The 19,958-nt window shown below is 73.2% G+C and carries 7 protein-coding genes; all 7 read right to left on the bottom strand.

Translation table 11 applies throughout. The features are described 5' to 3' along the window. Window position 1: 1 nt before the first annotated feature. Genes Vqi01_RS21865 through Vqi01_RS21835 form a run of 7 tightly spaced genes read right to left on the bottom strand, consistent with a single transcriptional unit; the run spans window position 2 to window position 19,954 of the window. Window positions 2–952, bottom strand: coding sequence for a fatty acid desaturase family protein (locus tag Vqi01_RS21865; protein ID WP_204036699.1), 951 nt, complete (start codon window positions 950–952; stop codon window positions 2–4). A gap of 14 nt (window positions 953–966) precedes the next feature. Then, a complete protein-coding gene (locus Vqi01_RS21860; protein WP_204036698.1) occupies window positions 967–2,265 on the bottom strand; it encodes a preATP grasp domain-containing protein in 1,299 nt (432 codons plus the stop codon). 33 nt (window positions 2,266–2,298) lie between these two features. Then, a complete protein-coding gene (locus Vqi01_RS21855; RefSeq protein WP_239098573.1) occupies window positions 2,299–4,092 on the bottom strand; it encodes a gamma-glutamyltransferase family protein in 1,794 nt (597 codons plus the stop codon). Window positions 4,093–4,118: 26 nt separating this feature from the next. Beyond that, window positions 4,119–5,021 (bottom strand): LLM class flavin-dependent oxidoreductase, encoded by a 903-nt coding sequence (locus tag Vqi01_RS21850; RefSeq protein ID WP_204036697.1) that lies wholly within the window; start codon window positions 5,019–5,021, stop codon window positions 4,119–4,121. 13 nt (window positions 5,022–5,034) lie between these two features. Further along, window positions 5,035–5,979: a 3-methyl-L-tyrosine peroxygenase-related protein gene (locus Vqi01_RS21845; protein ID WP_204036696.1), complete on the bottom strand. Its 945-nt coding sequence runs from the start codon at window positions 5,977–5,979 to the stop codon at window positions 5,035–5,037. After that, window positions 5,979–6,443, bottom strand: a complete 465-nt coding sequence (locus Vqi01_RS21840; RefSeq protein ID WP_204036695.1) for a VOC family protein — start codon at window positions 6,441–6,443, stop codon at window positions 5,979–5,981. Before Vqi01_RS21840 ends, Vqi01_RS21845 begins: the two co-directional genes overlap by 1 nt. Continuing rightward, window positions 6,440–19,954, bottom strand: a complete 13,515-nt coding sequence (locus Vqi01_RS21835; RefSeq protein ID WP_204036694.1) for a non-ribosomal peptide synthetase — start codon at window positions 19,952–19,954, stop codon at window positions 6,440–6,442. Before Vqi01_RS21835 ends, Vqi01_RS21840 begins: the two co-directional genes overlap by 4 nt. Window positions 19,955–19,958 lie beyond the last annotated feature (4 nt).

The following is a 19,958-nucleotide window of genomic DNA, read 5'->3' as shown; positions in this document are numbered from 1 at the left end:
ATCACCCCTGTCCGGCCGGCGTGGCCGTGTCGTCCGCCGGCACCTTGCCGTAGTCCTTGTCGCCGCGGAGAAGAGCCCGCAGCAGCCCGAGGTGGAAGCCGACGTAGGACCTCACCTGGACGGGATGGGGTTGCGGCAGCGCCTTGTGCAGGCGGTGCAGGTTCACCGAGGCGACCGCCGGGTAGCGGTGGTGCTCGGCGTGGTAGTTGCCGTTCCAGATGAAGTACCGGACGAAGCCGTTGGACCGTACGGTCCGGGTGTTGCGCATGACGTCCGGCGTGCCCCAGAGCCCGTAGTGCTCCGGCACGGCCATGATCATGGCCGCCGGCATCACCAGGAACAGCGGCAGCCAGTACGCGACCAGGAGCGCGACGGGGAAGAACACGGTCAGGGTGACCATCAGCGCCAGCCAGCCGACGACCACCCAGTTGTCGATCCGCGCGTCCCGGCGCCGCTCCGGCGTGTTCAGGTTCTCGGGGAGCTCCCCCAGGGAGGTCTTCGCGATGAACGCCGCCAGCACCGGCCAGTACGACACACCCGACATGGCATGCAGGTAGCTACCGGCGCTCTCGAAGTGCTGGGGCTTCTCGGTGTCGCCCTCCACCCCGGTGAACCGGTGGTGCACCAGGTGCTCGTGCCGGTAGATGGTGAAGTTCATCGTGATCGGGGTGCCCCAGGCGGCCCCCGCGATCCGGTTACCGAGCTTGGAGCGCAGGTGCGCCCGGTGGACGCAGTCGTGGACCGCGTTGAGGAACCCGGTCAGCACGAACGCCAGGAACACCGAACACAGCAGCGCCCACCAGCCGACGGCGGGCTGGAGGGCGAGCACGACGGTGCCCGCGTACGCGCCGAGGATGACCAGGGTGCGGACCGCCACCCGCCATCGGTCGGCCCGGGCCAGGCTGGCGATCAACGCCCGGTCCGGCTCGAGACTCTGCTCTCTCGTGGTCATCTGCGGCCTCCCGTTCACTCCACCAGCGCCGGGTCACTGACCGTGCCGGCGACCTCGCGCACCCGCTGTTCCAGCTTGCGGACCCCGGCGCGGGACGGTCCGACGAGCACGCACTCGGTCGCCTTGCCCAGCTCCGTGTCGAAGCCGAGGACAATGACGCCCTCGCCGGTCTCCCGGCTGAAGTCCAGGCCGTGCCGGCGCAGCAGGTCCACCGCGTCGGCGAGCACCATCGGGGTGATCACCCGCATGCCGGAGATGACGTGATGGTCGGCGTAGTTCTCGCCGAACACGTTCACCCCGATGTGGTGCAGCGAGGTGCAGCCGCCCCAGCGGGCGTTCATCTCGTTGAAGAGCACCTCGCCCTCGGCGGTGGTGATCCCGTCGACGTTCAGGTGCCCCCGGTAGCCGAGCCGGGCGGCCAGGCCGACGAGCTGCGCCGACTGGGTGAGCGCCTGGGCCGCCGCCGATGCCCCCAGGTCCGCCGGCAGCTCCAGTCCCAGCCATACCAGGGCGGCGGCGCCCGGGTCGCCGGGCACGTCCCGGCGGATGCCGGTGTCGAGGATCCGGAAGCTGCCGTCGGCGTCGATCAGGTACTCGTAAAAGAAGATCCGCTCCGCCGTGTGGTAGCTCTCCACCACCAGGACGTGGCTGCCCGGGTCGGCCAGCTCCTCCCACAGCCGGGCGGCCACCTCCGGGATGTTCCCGTTCACGCTCACCGTCTGGCGGACCCCGGACAGCGGCCCGGCCTCCTTGGTGGTGACCGCCCGGTTGCCGTGCCCACCCAGGTCGTCGTCGCGCTTGATGATCACCGTGCCGGTTTTCGGCAGGTACCGTTCGACGGCGGCGGTCAGCTCCGGCAGCGTGGTGACGACGCAACCGTCCGGGATGGACACCCGGGCGCCGGCGGCGAGCTGGCGGAAGTGCGACTTGCGGTTGAGCAGGTCGGGGCCCCGCTGAGCGGTGAACCGCAGGCCGATGTCCAGCGGCAGCCCGAGCCGCTCGGCGAGGACGGCGACCCCCTCGGTGAACGCGGCCGGCAGCAGCTGCCAGGCCGTCGAGCCGCCGAGCAGCGGGCGGAGCTGACCGGCCAGCTCCGGCGAGGCCAGCACCTCCTCGGTCACGTCCCGGCCGATGTTCAGCACCGTGATCCGGTCCCGGTCGAAGCCCGACACCGCGCAGACGTACGCCAGGAACTCCTCGTCGACCGGGATGGCGCTGACGACGATGTCGCCCTCTTCGACCATCCACATCTGCCGGTACACGCCGATTGTGCAGTTCAGGCCGTAGTTCATGAGAAGGATCTTGTTGGGCATGTGCTCTCCGTTTCTCGTGCTGTCCGGCCGTGCTCAGCGGACGACCGCGTACGCCTGCTGTCCCCGAGGGCTGGCGGCGGCCAGCACCCCGCCGGTGCCGTCCGGGCCGGTCGCGCAGATCTGGCCGAGTGACCGCGTCGGCGCCAGGTCCACCCGGTGGCCCCGGCGCCGCAGCTCCGCCACGGTCGCCTCCACCACGTCGTCCTCGACGGTCACCGAGAGCGGCCGGAACTGCCGGGGGATGAACGAGGTCGGCACGTGGTCGGTGTGGAAGGTCAGCGCCTCCGCCGCCTGCTGCGGCGACATGCCGAAGTCGACGTGGTTGAGGAGGAAGTTCAACGTCCACTGGTCCTGCCGGTCCCCGCCCGGGGTGCCGAAGGCCAGGTGGGGCCGGCCGTCGTCGGTGCGGACGATGGTCGGGCTGAGCGTCGTGCGGGGCCGCTTGCCCGGCATCAGGCTGTTCGGGTGCCCCTCGACCAGCCACATCATCTGGCCCCGGGTGCCGAGCGCGAAGCCCAGGCCCGGCACCACCGGGGAGCCGCTCAGCCACCCGCCGCTCGGGGTGGCGACCACCATGTTGCCGTCCCGGTCGGTGGTGCTGACGGTGGTCGTGTCGCCCCGGACGACCGTCGCCTGGAGCACGGTGGGCAGCCCGTTCGCGAGCTGGTCGCGCCAGTCCGGGTCGGCAGGCGGCGCCGACAGCTCCGGCAGCTCGGGCAGCCGCGGGTCCCACCCGCCTGGGGCGCCGGGGCGCAGCTCGGCGGAGGCCGCCGGGCCGATCAGCGCCCGGCGGGCCGCCGCGTACGCCGGGTCGAGCAGCCCGGCCAGCGGCACGTCGGCCAGCGCGGGGTCGCCGTACCACGCCTCCCGGTCGGCGAAGGCGAGCTTGGCCGACTCGACGACGGTGTGGATGTGGTCGGCGCTGGCGAAACCCATCGCGCCGAGGTCGTAGCCGGAGAGCAGCCCGAGCTGCTGGAGGAAGACCGGCCCCTGGGACCACGGCCCCGGCTTGTGCACCAGGAGCCCCCGGTACGACGAGGTGGTCGGCTGCTCCACGGTCGGCCGCCACACCGCCAGGTCGCTGCCGGTCAGCAGCCCTCGGTTCGGGCGTCCGGTGGCGTCGAGCACCTCCGTGCCGGCGACAAACTTGTCGATGGCCTCCGCGACGAACCCCTCGTAGAAGGCGCGCATCGCCGCGTCGATCTGGGCGTCGCGGCCGCTGACCGACCGTGCCTCGGCGATGATTCGGCGGAACGTCGCAGCCAGCGCCGGGTTGCGGAACCGACTGCCCGCCGCGGGCGGCCGCCCCTGCGACAGGTAGACCTCACCCGAGCTGACCCAGTGGTCGCGGAAGAGCGGCGCCAGCCGCTCGATCATCGCGGCGGCCTTGGGCAGCAGCGGGAAGCCGTGTTCGGCGTACTCGATGGCGGGGGCCAGCACCTCGGCCACCCCGAGCCGGCCCTTGCGGCGCAGCAGGGTCAGCCATGCGCCGAAGACGCCCGGGACGCAGGCCGGCAGCAGCCCCGAGCCGGGGACGGCGGTCAGCCCCAGCTCACGGAACCGATCGATGGTGGCCGCCGCGGGCGTCGGGCCCTGGCCGCAAATCACCTCGACCTCGCCGGTCGCCGCGTCGTACGCCATGATCGGGACGTCGCCGCCCGGGCCGTTGAGGTGCGGCTCCACCACCTGAAGCACGAAGGCGGCGGCCACGGCCGCGTCGAACGCGTTTCCGCCACGGTCGAACGTGGCCAGTCCGGCCGACGAGGCGAGCCAGTGGGTCGACGAGACGGCACCGAAGGTGCCGTGCAGCTCTGGTCGGGCAAGCACGAGGACTCCTGTTCGCTTCGGCCGCTTCAGGCGGGGTCCGGCCGCGGGTCGGGCCGGAGCACCGCCGCGGCGATCTCCTCCAGCACCTCGACGCTGCCCTGGTAGGGGAAGTCCGGGCGGGGCCAGTGCACGACCAGGTCGGTGACGCCGATCTCGCCGTACAGCCCGCACGCGTCGAGATAGGTCTCGACGGAGTCCGTGGCCCCCTCGATCCGGGCGCCGGTCACCACCATCCGGCGTACCGTGGCCGGGTCCCGGCCGATCGCCTCGCACTCCTTGTCCAGCAGCGCGGCCTGCTCGCGGATCACCGGGACCGCCTGGTCGTACCGATACGGCTCACCGTGTCCCGGCCAGGCGATGGTGATCCAGATGTCGGCGTGCCGGGCCGCCAGCCGGATGCCGCGCGGCCCGAGCGCGGCCACCGCCAGCGGCAGCCGGGGCCGCTGCACGCAGCCGGGGTGCAGGTGCGCCTCGACGGTGGTGAAGTGCCGGCCCCGATAGGTCGTCACCGGTTGGGACAGCAGCTGGTCGGTCAGCTCGACGAACTCGGCGAACCGGTCGGCGCGGTCGCGCGGGCCCAGCGCGGCCCGGCCCAGGACCTGGTCGTCGAAGCCACCCGCCCCGGCACCGATCCCGGCGATGATCCGGCCGTCGGAGATATCGTCCAGGGTCATCATATCCTTGGCGAAGGGGACCGGGTGCCGGTTGCCGGGGCTGGCCACCAACGTGCCGATCCGCATGGTGCGGGTGGCCGTGGCCGCCGCGGCGAGGGTCGGCATCAGCGCGTACCAGGGCTTGTCCCGGAACCAGCGCCAGTTGAGGTGGTCGTACATCCACGCGTGGTCGAAGCCGAGCTGCTCCGCGCGCACCCACCGCTCGCGGGCGTCCGCCCAGCGCCGCTCGGGCAGCAGGATCACTCCGTGTCGCATCAGATCACCCTCTTCACTCCGCCGGTCCGGCCGGTACGGGTCGGACGGCCCCCGTCGCCAGCCCGGCGACCCGCAGTACGATCTCGGTCAATTCGTTCTCGCAGGCCAGCGCGGCCGGGGTGCGCAGCTCCTCCGGGACGAACCCGGTGTACCGCGCGCCGGCCGGGTAGAGGCCGTTCGTCTCCAGATCCATCGCCACCGCCTTGCAGCGACGGAGCAGCTGGGCGAGCACCTGATGCCCGGTGACCGGCTCGCGGACGGTCAGGAAGTAGCAGTCGAAGATCGACGCCCACATGCGGGGCTGATTCGCCGCCGGATTGTCGACCAGGTGCTGGAGCAGGGACCGGCCGTCGACCACCAGCTTCGACGCGACGCCCAGGTGGATCTGGTGGCTCAGCCGCACCTCGCGCAGCAGCTCCGCCGCGCCGGCGGTCACCCCGCGCGGTGCCCGTCGCCCTCGGAACAGGGCGCGCACCGCCGGGTAGTCCGCCGACCAGGTGCCGCTGAACGTGTTGTGCAGCCGGTACATGCTCGGCCGGATGGCCTCGTTGTAGATCGCCTGCGTGCTGGACCCCGTGTAGATCAGCATGGCGCTGTACGCCCGGACGTACTCCGTGACTGTGGCGGTGAGGGTCCGGTTGTCCGGATCGCCCTCGGCCAGCCGGACCAGCGCGCCGGCGAGCAGCCGCCAGAGGACGAACGAGATGTGGTGTCCGACGATCCAGCGGAACCAGAACAGTTTCTCCAGGTCGTCCGGGCCGGCCGGGGTGGTGCGCAGGTCGGTCGAGAGCAGGGCCAGATGGCAGTCCCGCAGGTCGTCGCCGATGGTGCCGTCGGAGAGCCAGGCGTTGCCGGGGTGCGGCAATGCCAACGGCTCCAGACCGTACGGGTAGTCCCCCAAGTCCCAGGGCCCGGCGTACGGCAGGGCCAGCGCGACCGCGGCGGCGCGGCCGCTCATCACACACCCTCTGGGAGGTAGGTGAATTCGTACTCCAGGCCGTTGACGTCGAGGCAGTAGAAGCTGGCCACCCCGCGGTCGTCGACGACGATCTCGGTCGGCGGGTCGGGGTCGACGTACCGGTAGCGGCCCGAGTCGAACAGCTCGGCCCAGCGCAGGCGCCAGCGCTCCAGCTCGTCGGGAGAATCCACGGCGACGCAGAGGTGCTGGAACCGGGGGGCGCCGTCGCGGGCCCCGACACCCGGGTCGGTTCGCTGAAACAGGTGCAGCCGCAGGTCCCCGACGACCACCTCGGTGAGCCGCAGAACGCCGGGCAGCCGGCGGCGGGTCAGCTCGGAGAAGGTGTCCGCCGTCCAGGTCGGGCGGCAGCCGAAGAAGTCCTGGTACCAGGCGAGCGAGTTGGCCAGGTCGGGGGTCTCGACGCCGACGTGGTGCAGGCCGGAGGTGAGTGTCGGCTGGGTCATGACGCCACGTGCCCCTCTCGTTCCAGGAAGCGCCAACAATTGATGATCATGGACTCGTCGATCTCCGGCGCCGGCAGGCCGAGGCGCCGGAGCCGGTGCATGGTCCTGTCGTTCACGAACCGGGTGTCCGCCGGCCGCCCGTCCGGGTCGTCCAGGTACCCGTGCAGGTGCGGCAGGTACGGGGCGATCGGCAGCTCCCGACCGTCCTCGGCCACCCGGCGCAGCCACTCCGCCAGCGACACCGCCTCGGACCGCGTCCCGCGCAGACCGTCCCGAACTCGCATGAACTCGCCCGGCCCGACCCGGCCGGGGTGGTGCAGGTGCCGGACCGGTCCCGGTTCCTCGCCGGCCAGCGCCAGGGCGACCAGCGCCCGGGCGACGTAGTCGACGGGGAGCAGGCTGTCCCGCAGGAACGGTTCGGTGGGATAGCAGCCCAGCGCGGCGCAACTGGTCAGTAGGCGGCAGAACATGTCGTCCTGGTCCACCACGCCGCTGCCGCTCGCCGCCCAGGCCCGGCCGAGCCGGTAGAGGCCGCCGGCCGCGCCGCGCTCGATCGCCCGCAGGACGAGACCGTCCGCCACCCACTTGCTGGCGGCGTAGCCCGCCCCCACCGGATGCCGCTGATCGGTGATCGGGGAGTCCTCGGTGACCAGCGCCGTTTCGGGGGTGAACACCCCGAGCGTCGACACGTGGTGGAAACGCTTCGGGTTGCCCTCGGCGGCCAGCCGGAGCAGTTCCGTGGTGCCGTCCACATTCGCCGGCCGCAACCGGTCGTACGGCGATAGGTGGTTCACCTGCGCGCCGCAGTGCAGCACGGCGTCCACCGCGTCGGCCAGCCGGCCCCACAGCGCGGGGTCGAGCCCCAGGCGCGGCTGCGCCAGGTCTCCCCGCACCACGTCCAGCCGTGGGTCGGCCACGTCGACGTCGAGCCCGTAGCGGCCGACGGTGTCGTGCAGCCGCTTCCGGGCGTGCGCCGCGCTGTCGCCCCGGACCAGGCAGATCACCCGGGCGTCGGTGCGGCGCAGCAGTTCCGCCAGGACGAACGCGCCGACGAAGCCGGTGGCCCCGGTCAGCAGGACCGCACGCGGCGCGTGCGCCGGGCGGGTGACCGTTGGGAAGGAGAGCTCGGCGTCCAACTCCGCCTCGCTGGCCGGCACCAGCGCCGGCCGTCCCGTCGCCCGCCCGGTCCCGGCCTGAGCGATCAGCTCGGCCACCTCGCGTACCCGGGGAGCGGCGAGGAAGTCGGCCACCGCGACGCGTACGCCGAACGCCTTCTCCACGGCGGTGAGCAGCCGGACCGCCAACAGCGAGTGGCCGCCGAGGTCGAAGAAGCCGTCGTCCACGCCCACCCGGTCCAGACCGAGCACCGCGGCGAAGAGCCCGGCGAGCCGCTCCTCCGCCCCGGTCCGGGGCGCCCGGCCGGTGGACGCCCGGGCGTAGTCCGGCGGCGGCAGGGCGCTTCGGTCCACCTTTCCGTTCGGCGTGAGCGGCACCTCGCCGACCGGTACGACCGCGGCCGGGACCATATAGTCGGGCAGCCGCTCCGCCACGTAACCGCGCAGCGTGACGGCCAGGCGGGCGACCTGGCGGGCCGCACTCGGGTCGTTGACGAGCGGCCCGTCCGCGTCCCCGGCGCCCGGCAGGAACACACCGGACAGGGGTCGCCCGGTGGCGGGCCGGTCGAGCACCACCGCGTCGAAGCGGTCGGCCTCCGCCGACCAGGTGAGGACGGCGTCCCAGCCCTGCCGGCCCAGGCTCTCGCGCAGCTCGTACGGGTCCACCGCCGCGCCGTTGTCGCTCCCGGCCGCCTCCGTGGCCAACCGGGCGTTCGGGATACCGGAGACGCGCACCGGCAGCCCGTCCGCGCGGACCGTCGCGATCAGGTCGTCGAGCCCGGTCCACCGGACGACGGGCACGTCGTGCACCGGCTCGACCGCGACCGGCGTCTTGTGCAGCACGACCTCGTAGCGGTGCCGGGTCAGCTCGTTGTGCGCCCGGCCGGTCTTGAGTCGGATGTCGACGGCGCCCACGTCGTGCCGATCGGCCCACCGGCTGAACCTCGCCGGGTCGACCACCAGCTCGTTCTCCAGTAGCACCGCCTGCTCCACCGCCGCCCGTTCGGCCGCCGGCCCGGCCGCCGGGCGCTGGGCCCGGTGGATCGCGGTACGCAGCCGGCGCAGGGTCCGGGCGTTGCGGACGTCGCCGACCACCACGCGGCCACCGGGGGCGAGCAGGTCCAGCGCCCCGGCCAGCACCAGGTCGAGGTACGCGGCGTTCGGGAAGTACTGGACGACCGAGTTGAGCACCACCGTGTCGAAGTGCCCCTCGGGCAGCCCCGACAGGTCGTGCGCGGGCTGGCAGCGCAGGCGCGCCCGGTCGGCGTACCCCGCCGCGGCCACGTCGGCGCGCAGCCGCTCGATCCCGGCCGCGGAGAAATCTGTGCCCCAGTACTCGTCCACCTCGCCGATGAGCCGGGACATCAGCAGACCGGTGCCGACACCGAGTTCCAGCACCCGCCGCGGCGACCAGGAGCGGATCCGGTCCACCGCCTCGTCGCGCCACTCGCGCATCTCCGGCAGTGGGATCGGTTCGTCGGTGTAGCTGGAGTTCCAGACGCCGAAGTCCTCGCCCCAGCCCTCGGCGCCCGCCGACGCGTACGCCTGGTCGTAGACCTCCTGCCATTCCTGGACCTGCTCGTCCGCACCGGCCTCGGAGCCGGACACGGCCGGCACCACGTACGCCACCAGGCGCTGGTCGTCGGGGCGGTCGGCGAGCGCCACGACCAGGGCCTGCCGGACGTCGGGGTGGCCGGTCAGGGCCGCCTCCACCTCGCCCGGCTCGATCCGGAACCCGCGCACCTTGATCTGGTGATCGACCCGCCCTGCGTACTCGAGCTCGCCGACGGCGTTCCACCGGGCCAGGTCACCGGTGCGGTACATCCGCTCGCCGGCCGGCCCGTACGGGTCGGCCACGAACCGTACGCCGGTCAGCGCCGGTTGGTCCAGGTAGCCGCGGGCCAACCCGGTGCCGGCGAGGTACAGCTCCCCCACCACGCCCGGCGGGACCAGGCGCAGGGCGCTGTCCAGCACGTACGCCCGGCCGTTGGCGACCGGCCGGCCGATCGGCGGAGACGCCGCGGTGCGCCCGATCGTCCAGGTGGTGGCGTAGATGGTGGCCTCCGTCGGCCCGTACCCGTTCACCGCCTGCACCGCCACGGCGCGTAGCGTGTCGGCGAGGTCGGTGGTCAGCGCCTCGCCACCGACCAGGGCGACCCGCAGGCCCCGCAGCCCGTCGAGTCCGTGCGCGGCCAGCATCCGCCACAGCGACGGGGTGCCCTGGAGGATGGTGCACCCGGCGCGCCGGGCCAGGTCGAGCAGCGCGGCAGGGTGCAGCACCGTCTCCCGCGCTGCGACCACCACCGCCGCGCCGGTCACCAGCGGCAGGAAAACCTCCAGCATGGCGATGTCGAAGGCGATGGTGGTGACCGCCAGCAGCCGGTCCCGGGCGTCCACCCGGAGGGTGTCCCTCATGGACAGCAGCAGGTTCACCATGGACTCGTGGGACACCACGACGCCCTTGGGTCGGCCTGTGGAGCCGGAGGTGTAGAGCACGTAGGCGCCGGCTGCCGGGTGGGTGGCGACCCGATCCGGGGCGTCGCACGGCCCCCCGGCCGCGCCCAGCGCCAGCGTCTCGCGGTCGAGCACCACCACCGGAGCGGCGTCCTCGATCACCTGCGCCACCCGGGCCGCCGGGTACTCCGGGTCCACCGCCACGTAGCTGCCGCCGGCCTTCAGCACCGCCAGCAGCCCCACCACCAGGTCTGTCGACCGGGGCAGCAGCACCACCACCCGTCGCTCCGGGCCCACGCCCCGTGCCCGCAGCCAGTGCGCCAGCCGGTTGGCCCGGGCGTCGACCTCCCGGTACGTCAGCCCGTCGAGCTCCCCGCCCGCGTCGCTGCTGACGGCGAGCGCGTCCGGGGTCGCCGCGACCTGCCGCTCGAACAGGTCCGCCACGGTCACCGACGGGACCGTCGCGGTCGGCCCGATGAGTTCCCGCAGCAGGCGGTGCCGCTCGTCAGGGCTCACCACCTCAACCGCCCCCACGGCGATCGTGGGGCACGCCACGACCTGCCGCAGCACCTGGACGAAGCGCACGACCAGGCGCCGCACGGTCGCCGGCTCGAACAGGTCGGTGGCGTACTCGACAACGCCCACGGCACCCGCGTCGGGAGCCTTCGCCATGTTGACGAAGAGGTCGAACTTCGCGGTGCCGGTGGTCGCCGGAAGGAACGTCACCCGCAGGCCGGAGAGGTCGAACTCGGGTATCTCGTTGTTCTGCCAGGCGAACATCACCTGGAACAGCGGTTGGTGGGCGGTCGACCGGGTCGGATTCAACAGCTCCACCAGGCGCTCGAACGGCACGTCCTGGCTGTCGTACGCGCGCAGCGCCTTGTCCCGCACCCGGTCGAGCAGCTGCTCGAACGACGGTTCGCCGGACAGGTCGACCCGCAGCACCCAGGTGTTGACGAAGAAGCCCACCAGATCGCGCAGCGCCTCGTCGGTGCGACCCGCGATCGGGGAGCCGATGGTCAGGTCGTCGCCGCCGCCGAGCTGGCGCAGCAGCACCGCCAGCGCCGCCTGGAACACCATCGCCACGGTCGTCCCACGGGCCCGGGCGAGGTCCTCGACGGCGGCGAAGAGCGCCGGGTCGACCTCGAAGTCGACGGCGTCGCCCCGGAAGCTGGCCACCGCCGGCCGGGGCCGGTCCGTCGGCAGCTGCAACGGATGCGGCACACCGGCCAGCTCGTCCCGCCAGTAGGCGAACTGCTCGGCCAGCAGGCTGTCCGGGTCGGACTCGTCACCGAGCAGCTCCCGCTGCCACAGCGTGTAGTCCAGGTACTGCACCGGCAGGGGCGCCCAGTCCGGCTCCCGCCGGGCGCGGTGCGCCTCGTACGCCACCGACACGTCCCGGGCCAGCGGCGCCATCGAGCCGCCGTCGCCGGCGATGTGGTGCACGGTGAGGGCCAGCAGGTGCTCCTGGTCGGCGCAGCGCAGCACGGCCGCCCGTATCGGGATCTCGCGGGCCAGGTCGAAGCGGTGGGTGGCCAGCTCGGCAAGCACCTCCGCCCGCCCACCGGCGGTCACGTCCACCAGCGGCACGGTCAGCTCCGTCTCGTCGACCGGGATCACCCGCTGCACCGGGGTGCCGTCGTCGATCTGGGTGAAGACGGTGCGCAGGCTCTCGTGCCGGGCCACCACGTCGCGTACCGCCCGCTGCAGCGCGGGCACGTCGAGCGCTCCGACCAGCCGCAGCACCAGCGGGACGTTGTACGTCGGCGACGGTCCCTCGAAGCGGTCGATGAACCAGAGCCGACGCTGCGCGAACGACAGCGGGGGCCGGTCGGGGCGCTCGTCCCGCCGGCGCAGGGCCGGGCGGACGCGCCGCCCGGCGTGCCGGTCCGGGGCGAGCGCGGCGACGGTGGGCGTGTCGAAGATCGCCCGGATCGGCACCTCCACGCCGAGCAGCGCCCGGATCCGGCTGGTCAGCCGGGTGGCGAGCAACGAGTGCCCGCCGAGGGCGAAGAAGTCGTCGTCGACGCCGACTTCGGGGACGCCCAGCACCTCGGCGAAGAGCTCGCAGAGCACGCGCTCACGCGGGGTACGCGGTGCTCGGCTCCCCACGCCGGTGGCGAACCTCGGTGCGGGCAGCGCTCCCCGGTCCAGCTTGCCGTTGGGTGACAGAGGCAGCTCGTCGAGGGTGAGCACGGCGACCGGCACGAGGTAGTCCGGCAGCAGCTCGGCGAGGCGTCCGCGCAGCGCGACCGGATCCACCACCGCGCCGGGCTGCGGTCGGACATAGCCGACGAGGCGCTGGTCCTCCGCGCCGAACCGGTGCACGGCGGCAGCGGCGTCCGCCACCCCGGGCTGCTCGCGCAGGACGCCCTCCAGCTCACCGAGTTCGATCCGGAAGCCGCGCAGCTTCAGCTGGTCGTCGACCCGGCCCAGGTAGACCAGGCGACCCTCGGCGTCCCACCGCACGAGATCGCCGGTGCGGTACATGCGCTCCCCGGGTGCGCCGTACGGGCACGCCACGAAGCGTTCGGCGGTGAGCCCAGGGCGGTCCAGGTAGCCGCGGGCAACTCCCCGACCGGCCAGGTACAGCTCGCCGGCCACTCCGGCGGGAACCGGCCGCAGGCCGGCGTCGAGCACGTACGCGCGGGTGTTGGACAGCGGCGTGCCGATGCTCGGGGCGGCCCCGGCCAGCACCGGGGCGCTGGTCGACCAGATGGTGGCCTCGGTCGGGCCGTACACGTTGGTCACGGAGCGGGCCTGCCGGGCCAGTTCCTCGGCCAGGTCGGCCGGGAGCGCCTCGCCGCCGACCAGGACGTCGACGCCGGAGAGCTCGTCGGCCGCCTCCGCGGTGACCGCCCGCCACAGGCTCGGGGTGGCCTGGGTGGTGGTGATCCGGTGCCGGCCCAGGAGCGCCAGCAGGTGCCGGGGTTCGCGGGCCTCCTCCTCGTCGGCGAGGACGACGGTGGCACCGCTGGTCAGCGGCAGGAACAACTCCAGGGCGGCGATGTCGAAGCCCACGGTGGTGGTGGCCAGCAGCCGGCTGTCCGGGCCGAAGGGCAGCCGCCCGCGCATGGCGTCCAGCAGGCTGCTCAGGTTGTCGTGGCTCACCACGACGCCCTTCGGGCGCCCGGTGGAGCCGGAGGTGTAGATGACGTACGCCGGCAGCGCGCCGGCCGTGGCGCCCGGCCGTTCGGCCGGGGTGAGGCCGCCCGCCGGGTACCCGCCGAGGTCGACCGGGCCGTCGAGGGTGACCCGGGGCGCGGCGTCGGCGACCAGGTACGCGATCCGCTCGGCCGGGTGCTCGGGGTCGATCGGCAGGTAGGCCGCGCCGGCCTTCCAGACCGCGAGCAGCGCGACCAGCAGGTCCACCGAGCGGGGCAGCACGACGGCCACCCGGTCCTCCGGTCCGACCCCCTGGGCGCGCAGGTGACGGGCCAGTTGGTTGGCGCGGGACGCCAGCTCACGGTAGGTGAGTGTCGCGTCGCCGCAGACGACGGCAACCACCTCGGGCGTACGCCGGGACCACTCCTCGATCAGTTCGGGGGTGTGCCGGGCCGGCTCGGTCCGGGGCGTGCTCGCGGCGGACCCGCTCCACTCGCCCAGCAGCCGGGCCCGTTCCGCCGGGCCGAGGACGTCGATCGCGTGCAGTCGCCGCTCCGGGGCGTCGACCACCGCGGCGAGCATCCGGTGCAGACGTTCGCCGATCGCGGCGATGGTGGGCCGCTCGAACAGGTCGGTGCTGTACTGCAGCTCACCCTCGACACCGAGCGGCTCGCCGGCCGGACCGAAGTTCTCCCGCAGGTTGAACGACAGGTCCACCTTGGCGATGTCGAGCGGCGCCTCCTCCGGGGTCATGTCGAGCCCGGGCAGGCCGACCGAGGTCCCCGCCAGGTTGCTGTTGAAGGGCATGAGCACCTGGAACAGCGGGTTACGGGCCAGCGACCGGGCCGGGTTGAGCGCCTCGACGACCTGTTCGAAGGGCACGTCCTGGTGGGCGAAGGCGGCCAGCGTGTTGTCCCGTACGCGGGCCAGCAGCTCGGTGAAGGTGGGATCGCCGGAGAGGTCGGTACGCAGCACCACGGTGTTGACGAAGAACCCGACCAGGTCGTGCAGCGCCTCGTCGGCGCGCCCGGCGACCGGAGCGCCGACGAGGATGTCCGTCCCGCCGGTCAGCTTGCCGAGCAGCGCCGCCACGGCCGCCTGGAACACCATGAAGCTGGTGGTGCCGGTGGCTCGGGCCAGCTCGACCAGCCGGGCGTGCGCCTCCGGGCCGACGTGGAACGGCACGACGTCGCCCCGGTAGGTCGACATCGAGGGGCGGGGCCGGTCGAAGGGGAGCGCCAGCTCGTCCGGGGCGCCGGCCAGCGCCTCCCGCCAGTACGCCAGGTGGGCGGCGCCGACGCCGGTGGGGGCGACCACCTCGCCGAGCACCTCACGCTGCCAGATCGCGTAGTCGGCGTACTGCACGGGCAGCGGCGCCCAGTCCGGCGCCCGCCCCTGACGCCGGGCCTCGTACGCTTCGCTCAGGTCGCGGATGAACGGCTGCATCGACCACCCGTCGGTGGCGATGTGGTGGACCACGAACATCAGCACGTGCTCGCGCGGGCCCAGCTCGAACAGCCAGGCCCGGAGGGGGATCTCGGTGGCCAGGTCGAACGGCTGCGCCGCTGCCGCGCGCAGCCGGGCGTCCAGCTCGCCCGGCGTGATCCGCGCGACCACCGGGGTGGTGTCGACCTGCTCCGGCGGCAGGATCCGCTGGACCGGAGCGCCGTCCACCTCGGGGAAGACGGTGCGGAGGCTCTCGTGCCGGCCGACGATGTCGGCCAGCGCGGTGGCCAGCGCGGCCCGGTCCAGGTCACCGGCGAGCCGGGACACCAGCGGGTTGTTGTAGGTCGGGCTCGGGCCCTCCAGCCGGTCCAGGAACCACAACCGCTGCTGCGCGAAGGAGAGCGGCACCCGCTCCGGCCGGGGGCGCGGCTCCAGGGGTACGACCGCCCGTTCGGCGTTCTCGGCCAGCGTCGCCAGGCCCGCCGGGGTGCGTTCGTCGAAGAGCGCCCGGATCGGCAGGTCGATCCGGAGTTTCGCGCGCAGCCGACTCATCAGCTTGGTGGCGGTCAGCGAGTGGCCGCCCAAGGCGAAGAAATCGTCGTCGATGGTGACCGACGGCACGCCGAGGATGTCGGAGTAGATGTCGCAGAGCACCTGCTCCACCCGGGTACGCGGCGACCGCCCGGCCACCGAGGCCGCCGGCGTGGGGAGCTTGACCCGGTCCAGCTTGCCGTTCGGGTTAAGCGGCAGGTGGTCGAGAGTGACGAACGCCGAAGGCACCATGTAGTCGGGCAGCCGGTCCGCGACGAACCGGTGCAGGTCCCGCGGGTCCGGGGCGGCCTCGGCGGGCACCACGTACGCGACGACCTGCCTGACCCCGGGCCGCTCTTGGACCGCGACGACGGCGACCTGCGCGAGCCGGGGGTGCTCCCGGAGCACCGCCTCGATCTCGCCCAGCTCGATCCGGAAGCCACGGACCTTCACCTGGTGGTCGGTACGCCCGACGAAGAGCATCTCCCCGTCGGCGCGCCAGCGGACCAGGTCGCCGGTGCGGTACAACCGGCTGCCCGGCTCGCCGTACGGGTTGGCCACGAACCGCGCGGCGGTCAGCCCGGGTCGGTTGAGGTAGCCCCGGGCCAGCTGCGCGCCGCCGATGTACAGCTCGCCGATGACGTTCGGCGGCACCGGCTGCATCCAGCGGTCCAGCACGTACAGCCGGGTGTTGGCGATCGGCCGACCGATGGGGGCGTCGTCCGGCCAGTCGTCCACCGAGTGCGGCATCTTGTACTCGGTGGCCATGTGCGTCTCGGTCGGGCCGTAGCCGTTCACGAGCTGGCGGTGCGGGCGACTGGCCCGGAAGAAGTCCTTGACGGCGGCGGACAGGACCAGCGTCTCGCCGCCCTGCCCGATCCGGGTCAGCGCCGGCAGCGTCGCACCGGCCGCGTTCGCCGCCTCACAGAACGCGTTGAGCACCAGGTTCGGCACGAAGGTGAAGTCGTTGACGCCGTTGTCGCCCATCCACTGCACCAGCCGGTCCATGTCCTTGCGGATGTGGTCCTCCGGCAGCACGATGGTGCCGCCGCCGACCGTGGCGATGAGCATCTCCATCACCGACACGTCGAAGCTGAACGCGGAGAACTGGGCTATCCGGGCGGGTGGCTCCACGGCGGTCCACCACACCAGCAGGTTCACCATCGCCGCGCCCGGCATCGAGACGGCCTTGGGCACCCCGGTCGAGCCGGAGGTGTAGATGACGTAGCAGGGGTGCGCGGGCAGCAGCGGTCCCCGCCGGTCCGCGTCGGTGAGGTCCGCCTCCGACTCGTCGGCGGCGTCGACCGGCTCGGTCAGCAGCACCGTGGGCCGCGCGTCGCGCAGCATGAACGAGATCCGCTCCGCCGGGTAGGTGCCGTCGATCGGCACGTACGCGCCACCGGCCTTGAGCACCGCCCAGACCGCGACGACCAGGTCCACCGAGCGGGGCATCTGGAGTGCCACCAGCGACTCGGGGCCGACACCTTGACGGACCAGGTGCCGGGCGAGCCGGTTGGCGCGGGCGTTCAGCTCGGCGTAGCTGAGGACCGTGTCGCCCATCTGCACGGCCGGGGCGTCCGGGGTACGCGCCACCTGGGCCGCCAGGAGATCGGGCAGGACGGTGTCCGCGGGCACCTCCCACGGGTTGTCGCTCCACCGGGTGAGGATGGTCGCCCGCTCCTCGGCGCCGAGGACGTCGATGTCGCCCAGCCGGGTGCCGGCGTCGGCGGCCACCGCGGCGAGCACGCGGATCAGCCGCCGAGCCGTCGTCTCGATGGTCGCCACGTCGAAGAGGTCGGTGCTGAACTCGATCTGGAGGGCCACCCCGGCGGGCCGCCGGTCGTCGGTGTACCGCTCGTCGAAGTTGACGTGCAGGTCGAAGCGGGAGACGCCGAAGACCCGGGTCTCACCAGTGGCCCGGACCCCGGGCAGGGCGAGCCGGGTGTCCGTCGGCTGGGCCGTCATGGAGACCTGGAACAGCGGGTTGCGGCCCACCGCGCGTACCGGGTTCAGCTCGCGGACCAGCTGCTCGAACGGGATCTCCTGGTGGGCCAGCGCGTCCAGGTCGCAGTCCCGCACCCTGGTCAGCAGCTCCTCGAAGGTCGGGTTGCCAGAGAGGTCCGAGCGGAGGACCACGGTGTTGACGAAGAAGCCGACCAGCTCGTCCAGCGCCTCGTCGCCGCGGCCGGCCACCGGGGTGCCGATCGGGATGTCGGTCCCGCCGGACAGCTTGCTCAGCAGCACCGCGAACGCGGCGTGGAAGACCATGAAGATCGTGGCGCCGGCCCGCCGGGAGAGCTGGATCAACCCCTCGTGCACCTCGGCGTCGACGTGCAGGTCGAGCAGGCTGCCCCGGTAGCTCGGCGTCACCGGCCGGGGCCGGTCGAACGGCAGGCCGATCTCGTCGGGCAGCCCGGCCAGCGCCTGCTTCCAGAACCGGAGTTGGGCACCCATCGCGCTGTCCGGGTCGGACGCGTCGCCGAGCACGTCACGCTGCCAGAGCGTGTAGTCCACGTACTGCACCGGCAGCGGCGGGAAGGTCGGCGCCACTGCCTGGCAGCGTGCCTCGTACGCCCGGGCGAGGTCGCCGGCGAGGGCCTCCTTGGACCACTCGTCGGCGGCGATGTGGTGCAGCAGCACGAGCAGCACGTGCTCGGTGGGCCCGGTGACGAAGAGCCAGGCCCGGACGGGGATCTCGGCCTCCAGGTCGAACGCGTAGCGCGCGGCCTCCCGTACCCGCTCCTCCGCCTCGGCGGGGGTCACCCGTTCGACGCTGAACGGCGGGCGGGCCTCGGCGGCCGGGACCACCCGCTGCACCGGCTGCCCGTCCACCTCCGGGAAGACGGTCCGCAGGCTCTCGTGCCGGCCGACCACGTCGGCCAGCGCCTCGGCGAGCGCGGGGTGCCGCAGCTCCCCGTCCAGGCGGTAGATCAGCGGCACGTTGTAGGTGGGGCTCGGCCCCTCCATCCGGTCCAGGAACCAGAGTCGTTGCTGGGCGAAGGAGAGCGGGACGAGGTCCGGCCGGTCCCGCGGAGCGAGCGTGACGCCGGCCCGCTCGGCGCAGGCGAGCCGCCGGGCCAGTTCGGCGGGCGTCCGCGCCTCGAACAGCATCCGGATCGACACCTCGACGCCCAGCAGCGCACGGATCCGGCTGACCACCTTGACGGCGATGAGCGAGTCCCCGTCGAAGTCGAAAAAGTCGTCGTCGGGCCAGATCTCCGGCTCGCCGAGGGCCGCGGCGAACACCTCGCACAGCAGCCGTTCCTCGTCGCTGCGGTAGGTCACCGGGCCGTCGCGGTCGACCAGACGCAGCTCGCCGTCCTCCGTCCAAACGGCCGGGCGGCCGGTGGGGAGCAGGGTGCGGAAGCTGTCGTCGGGCCCGCCGCGGAACAGCCGGCGACCGCGGGCGGCGTCGTCCAGGTACCGGTCGGAGACGATGTCACCGCCCAGGTGCAGCTCACCGGGCACGCCGCGCGGGACGAGCCGGCCGTGACCGTCGAGCAGGTAGGCGTAGACGTTGTGGATAGGCCTGCCGACCGTGGGCGGCGCCGATGGCGGAGCGGTGTGGCAGGCGTACGTGGCGTGCCCGCCGGCCTCCGGCGGACCGTACACGGCGTTCAACCGGGTCACGGCGGTGCCGGCGAAGACGGCGTCGACCAGTTCGGCGTCGAGCTGGTCGCCGGTGACGTGCAGGACCCGGGTGGCCGGCGGGACGGCATCCCGGTCGAGCAGGTCGGCAAGTTCGGCAGCGGTGGTGACGAGCAGCGTCGCGGCGGCGGAGGAGCCGTCCAGCATCAGGCAGCCGCCCATGGTCAGCGGGCACCACAGCTCGAAGGCGGCCCGGTCGCCGCCCGGCCCGGCGATGGCCCGTACCCGCGCCGCCTCCTCGAACGAGTAGGTCTCCCAGGCCCAGGCGAGCACCGCCACGACGGTGCGGTGCGGGACGACGGCGCCGTCGGCGGGGTCGGCCTCGGCGGGGTCGAACACCAGGTACGCGGGCGTGTCGGCGGCCACGGCGAGGTCGAGGTTTCCGGCGGGTTGCCCGGCGGCCCGCTCGTCGAGCGTGGCGAGGGAGAGCACCGGTGTGGCCGACGCGTCGGCCCGGTCCGGGGCCGTGTCGTCGTCGACCAGCATCGCCGCGAGCTGCGACTGCTTCTCGATGACGGCGAGCCGTTCCGGGTCGCCGGCGGCGGCGAGCGGGACGTACGCCAGTCCGGCCTTGGCGACGGCGAGCAGCAGCTCCGGCGTACGCGCCGACCACGGCAGCGCCACGCCCACCCGTTCGCCTGTGCCCAGCCCGCTGGCCCGCAGTGCCCGGGCGAGTCGGTTGGCCCGCTCGTTGAGCTGGCGGTAGCTGATGATCCCGCCGGCGTGCGCCACGGCGGGTGCGTCCGGGGTGACCATCACCTGGTTCTCCACCAGGGAGTGCACGGAGGCATCCCGCAGGTACGGCCACGAGATGCCGTCGGCCGCCGTGAGCAGGTCGCGCCGCTCGTCGGCGCTGAGCAGTCGCAGCTCGGCGATCGGCCGGTGCGGGTGCGCGACCGCGTCGGCGAGCAGGGTCCGGTAGTTGGCGCCCATCCGGGCGACGACCTCCGGCGGGAACAGGGAGCCGTCGTGGCGCAGGACGTAGCGCAGGCGCTCGTCCTCGTCGGTGACGGTGAGCGAGAGCCCCCAGTCGTCGGGCGTCGGCCGGTCGCCGTCCGTGTCGGTTAGCAGGTCCGTCAGGGACAGTGCATCGAAGTCTTCTCGTGGGTCGTACCGGTTCGCCAGCGCGACCAGCACGGCCTGGGCCAGCTCCTCCCGGGTGTGCCCGTCCGGCACCGCCCGGAGGTCGTCCTGCCAGCTGCACTCGTTCATCGCC

The organism is Micromonospora qiuiae, from assembly GCF_016863555.1.
GTDB lineage: Bacteria > Actinomycetota > Actinomycetes > Mycobacteriales > Micromonosporaceae > Micromonospora > Micromonospora qiuiae.
This window is presented reverse-complemented; position numbering and strand designations above follow the sequence as displayed.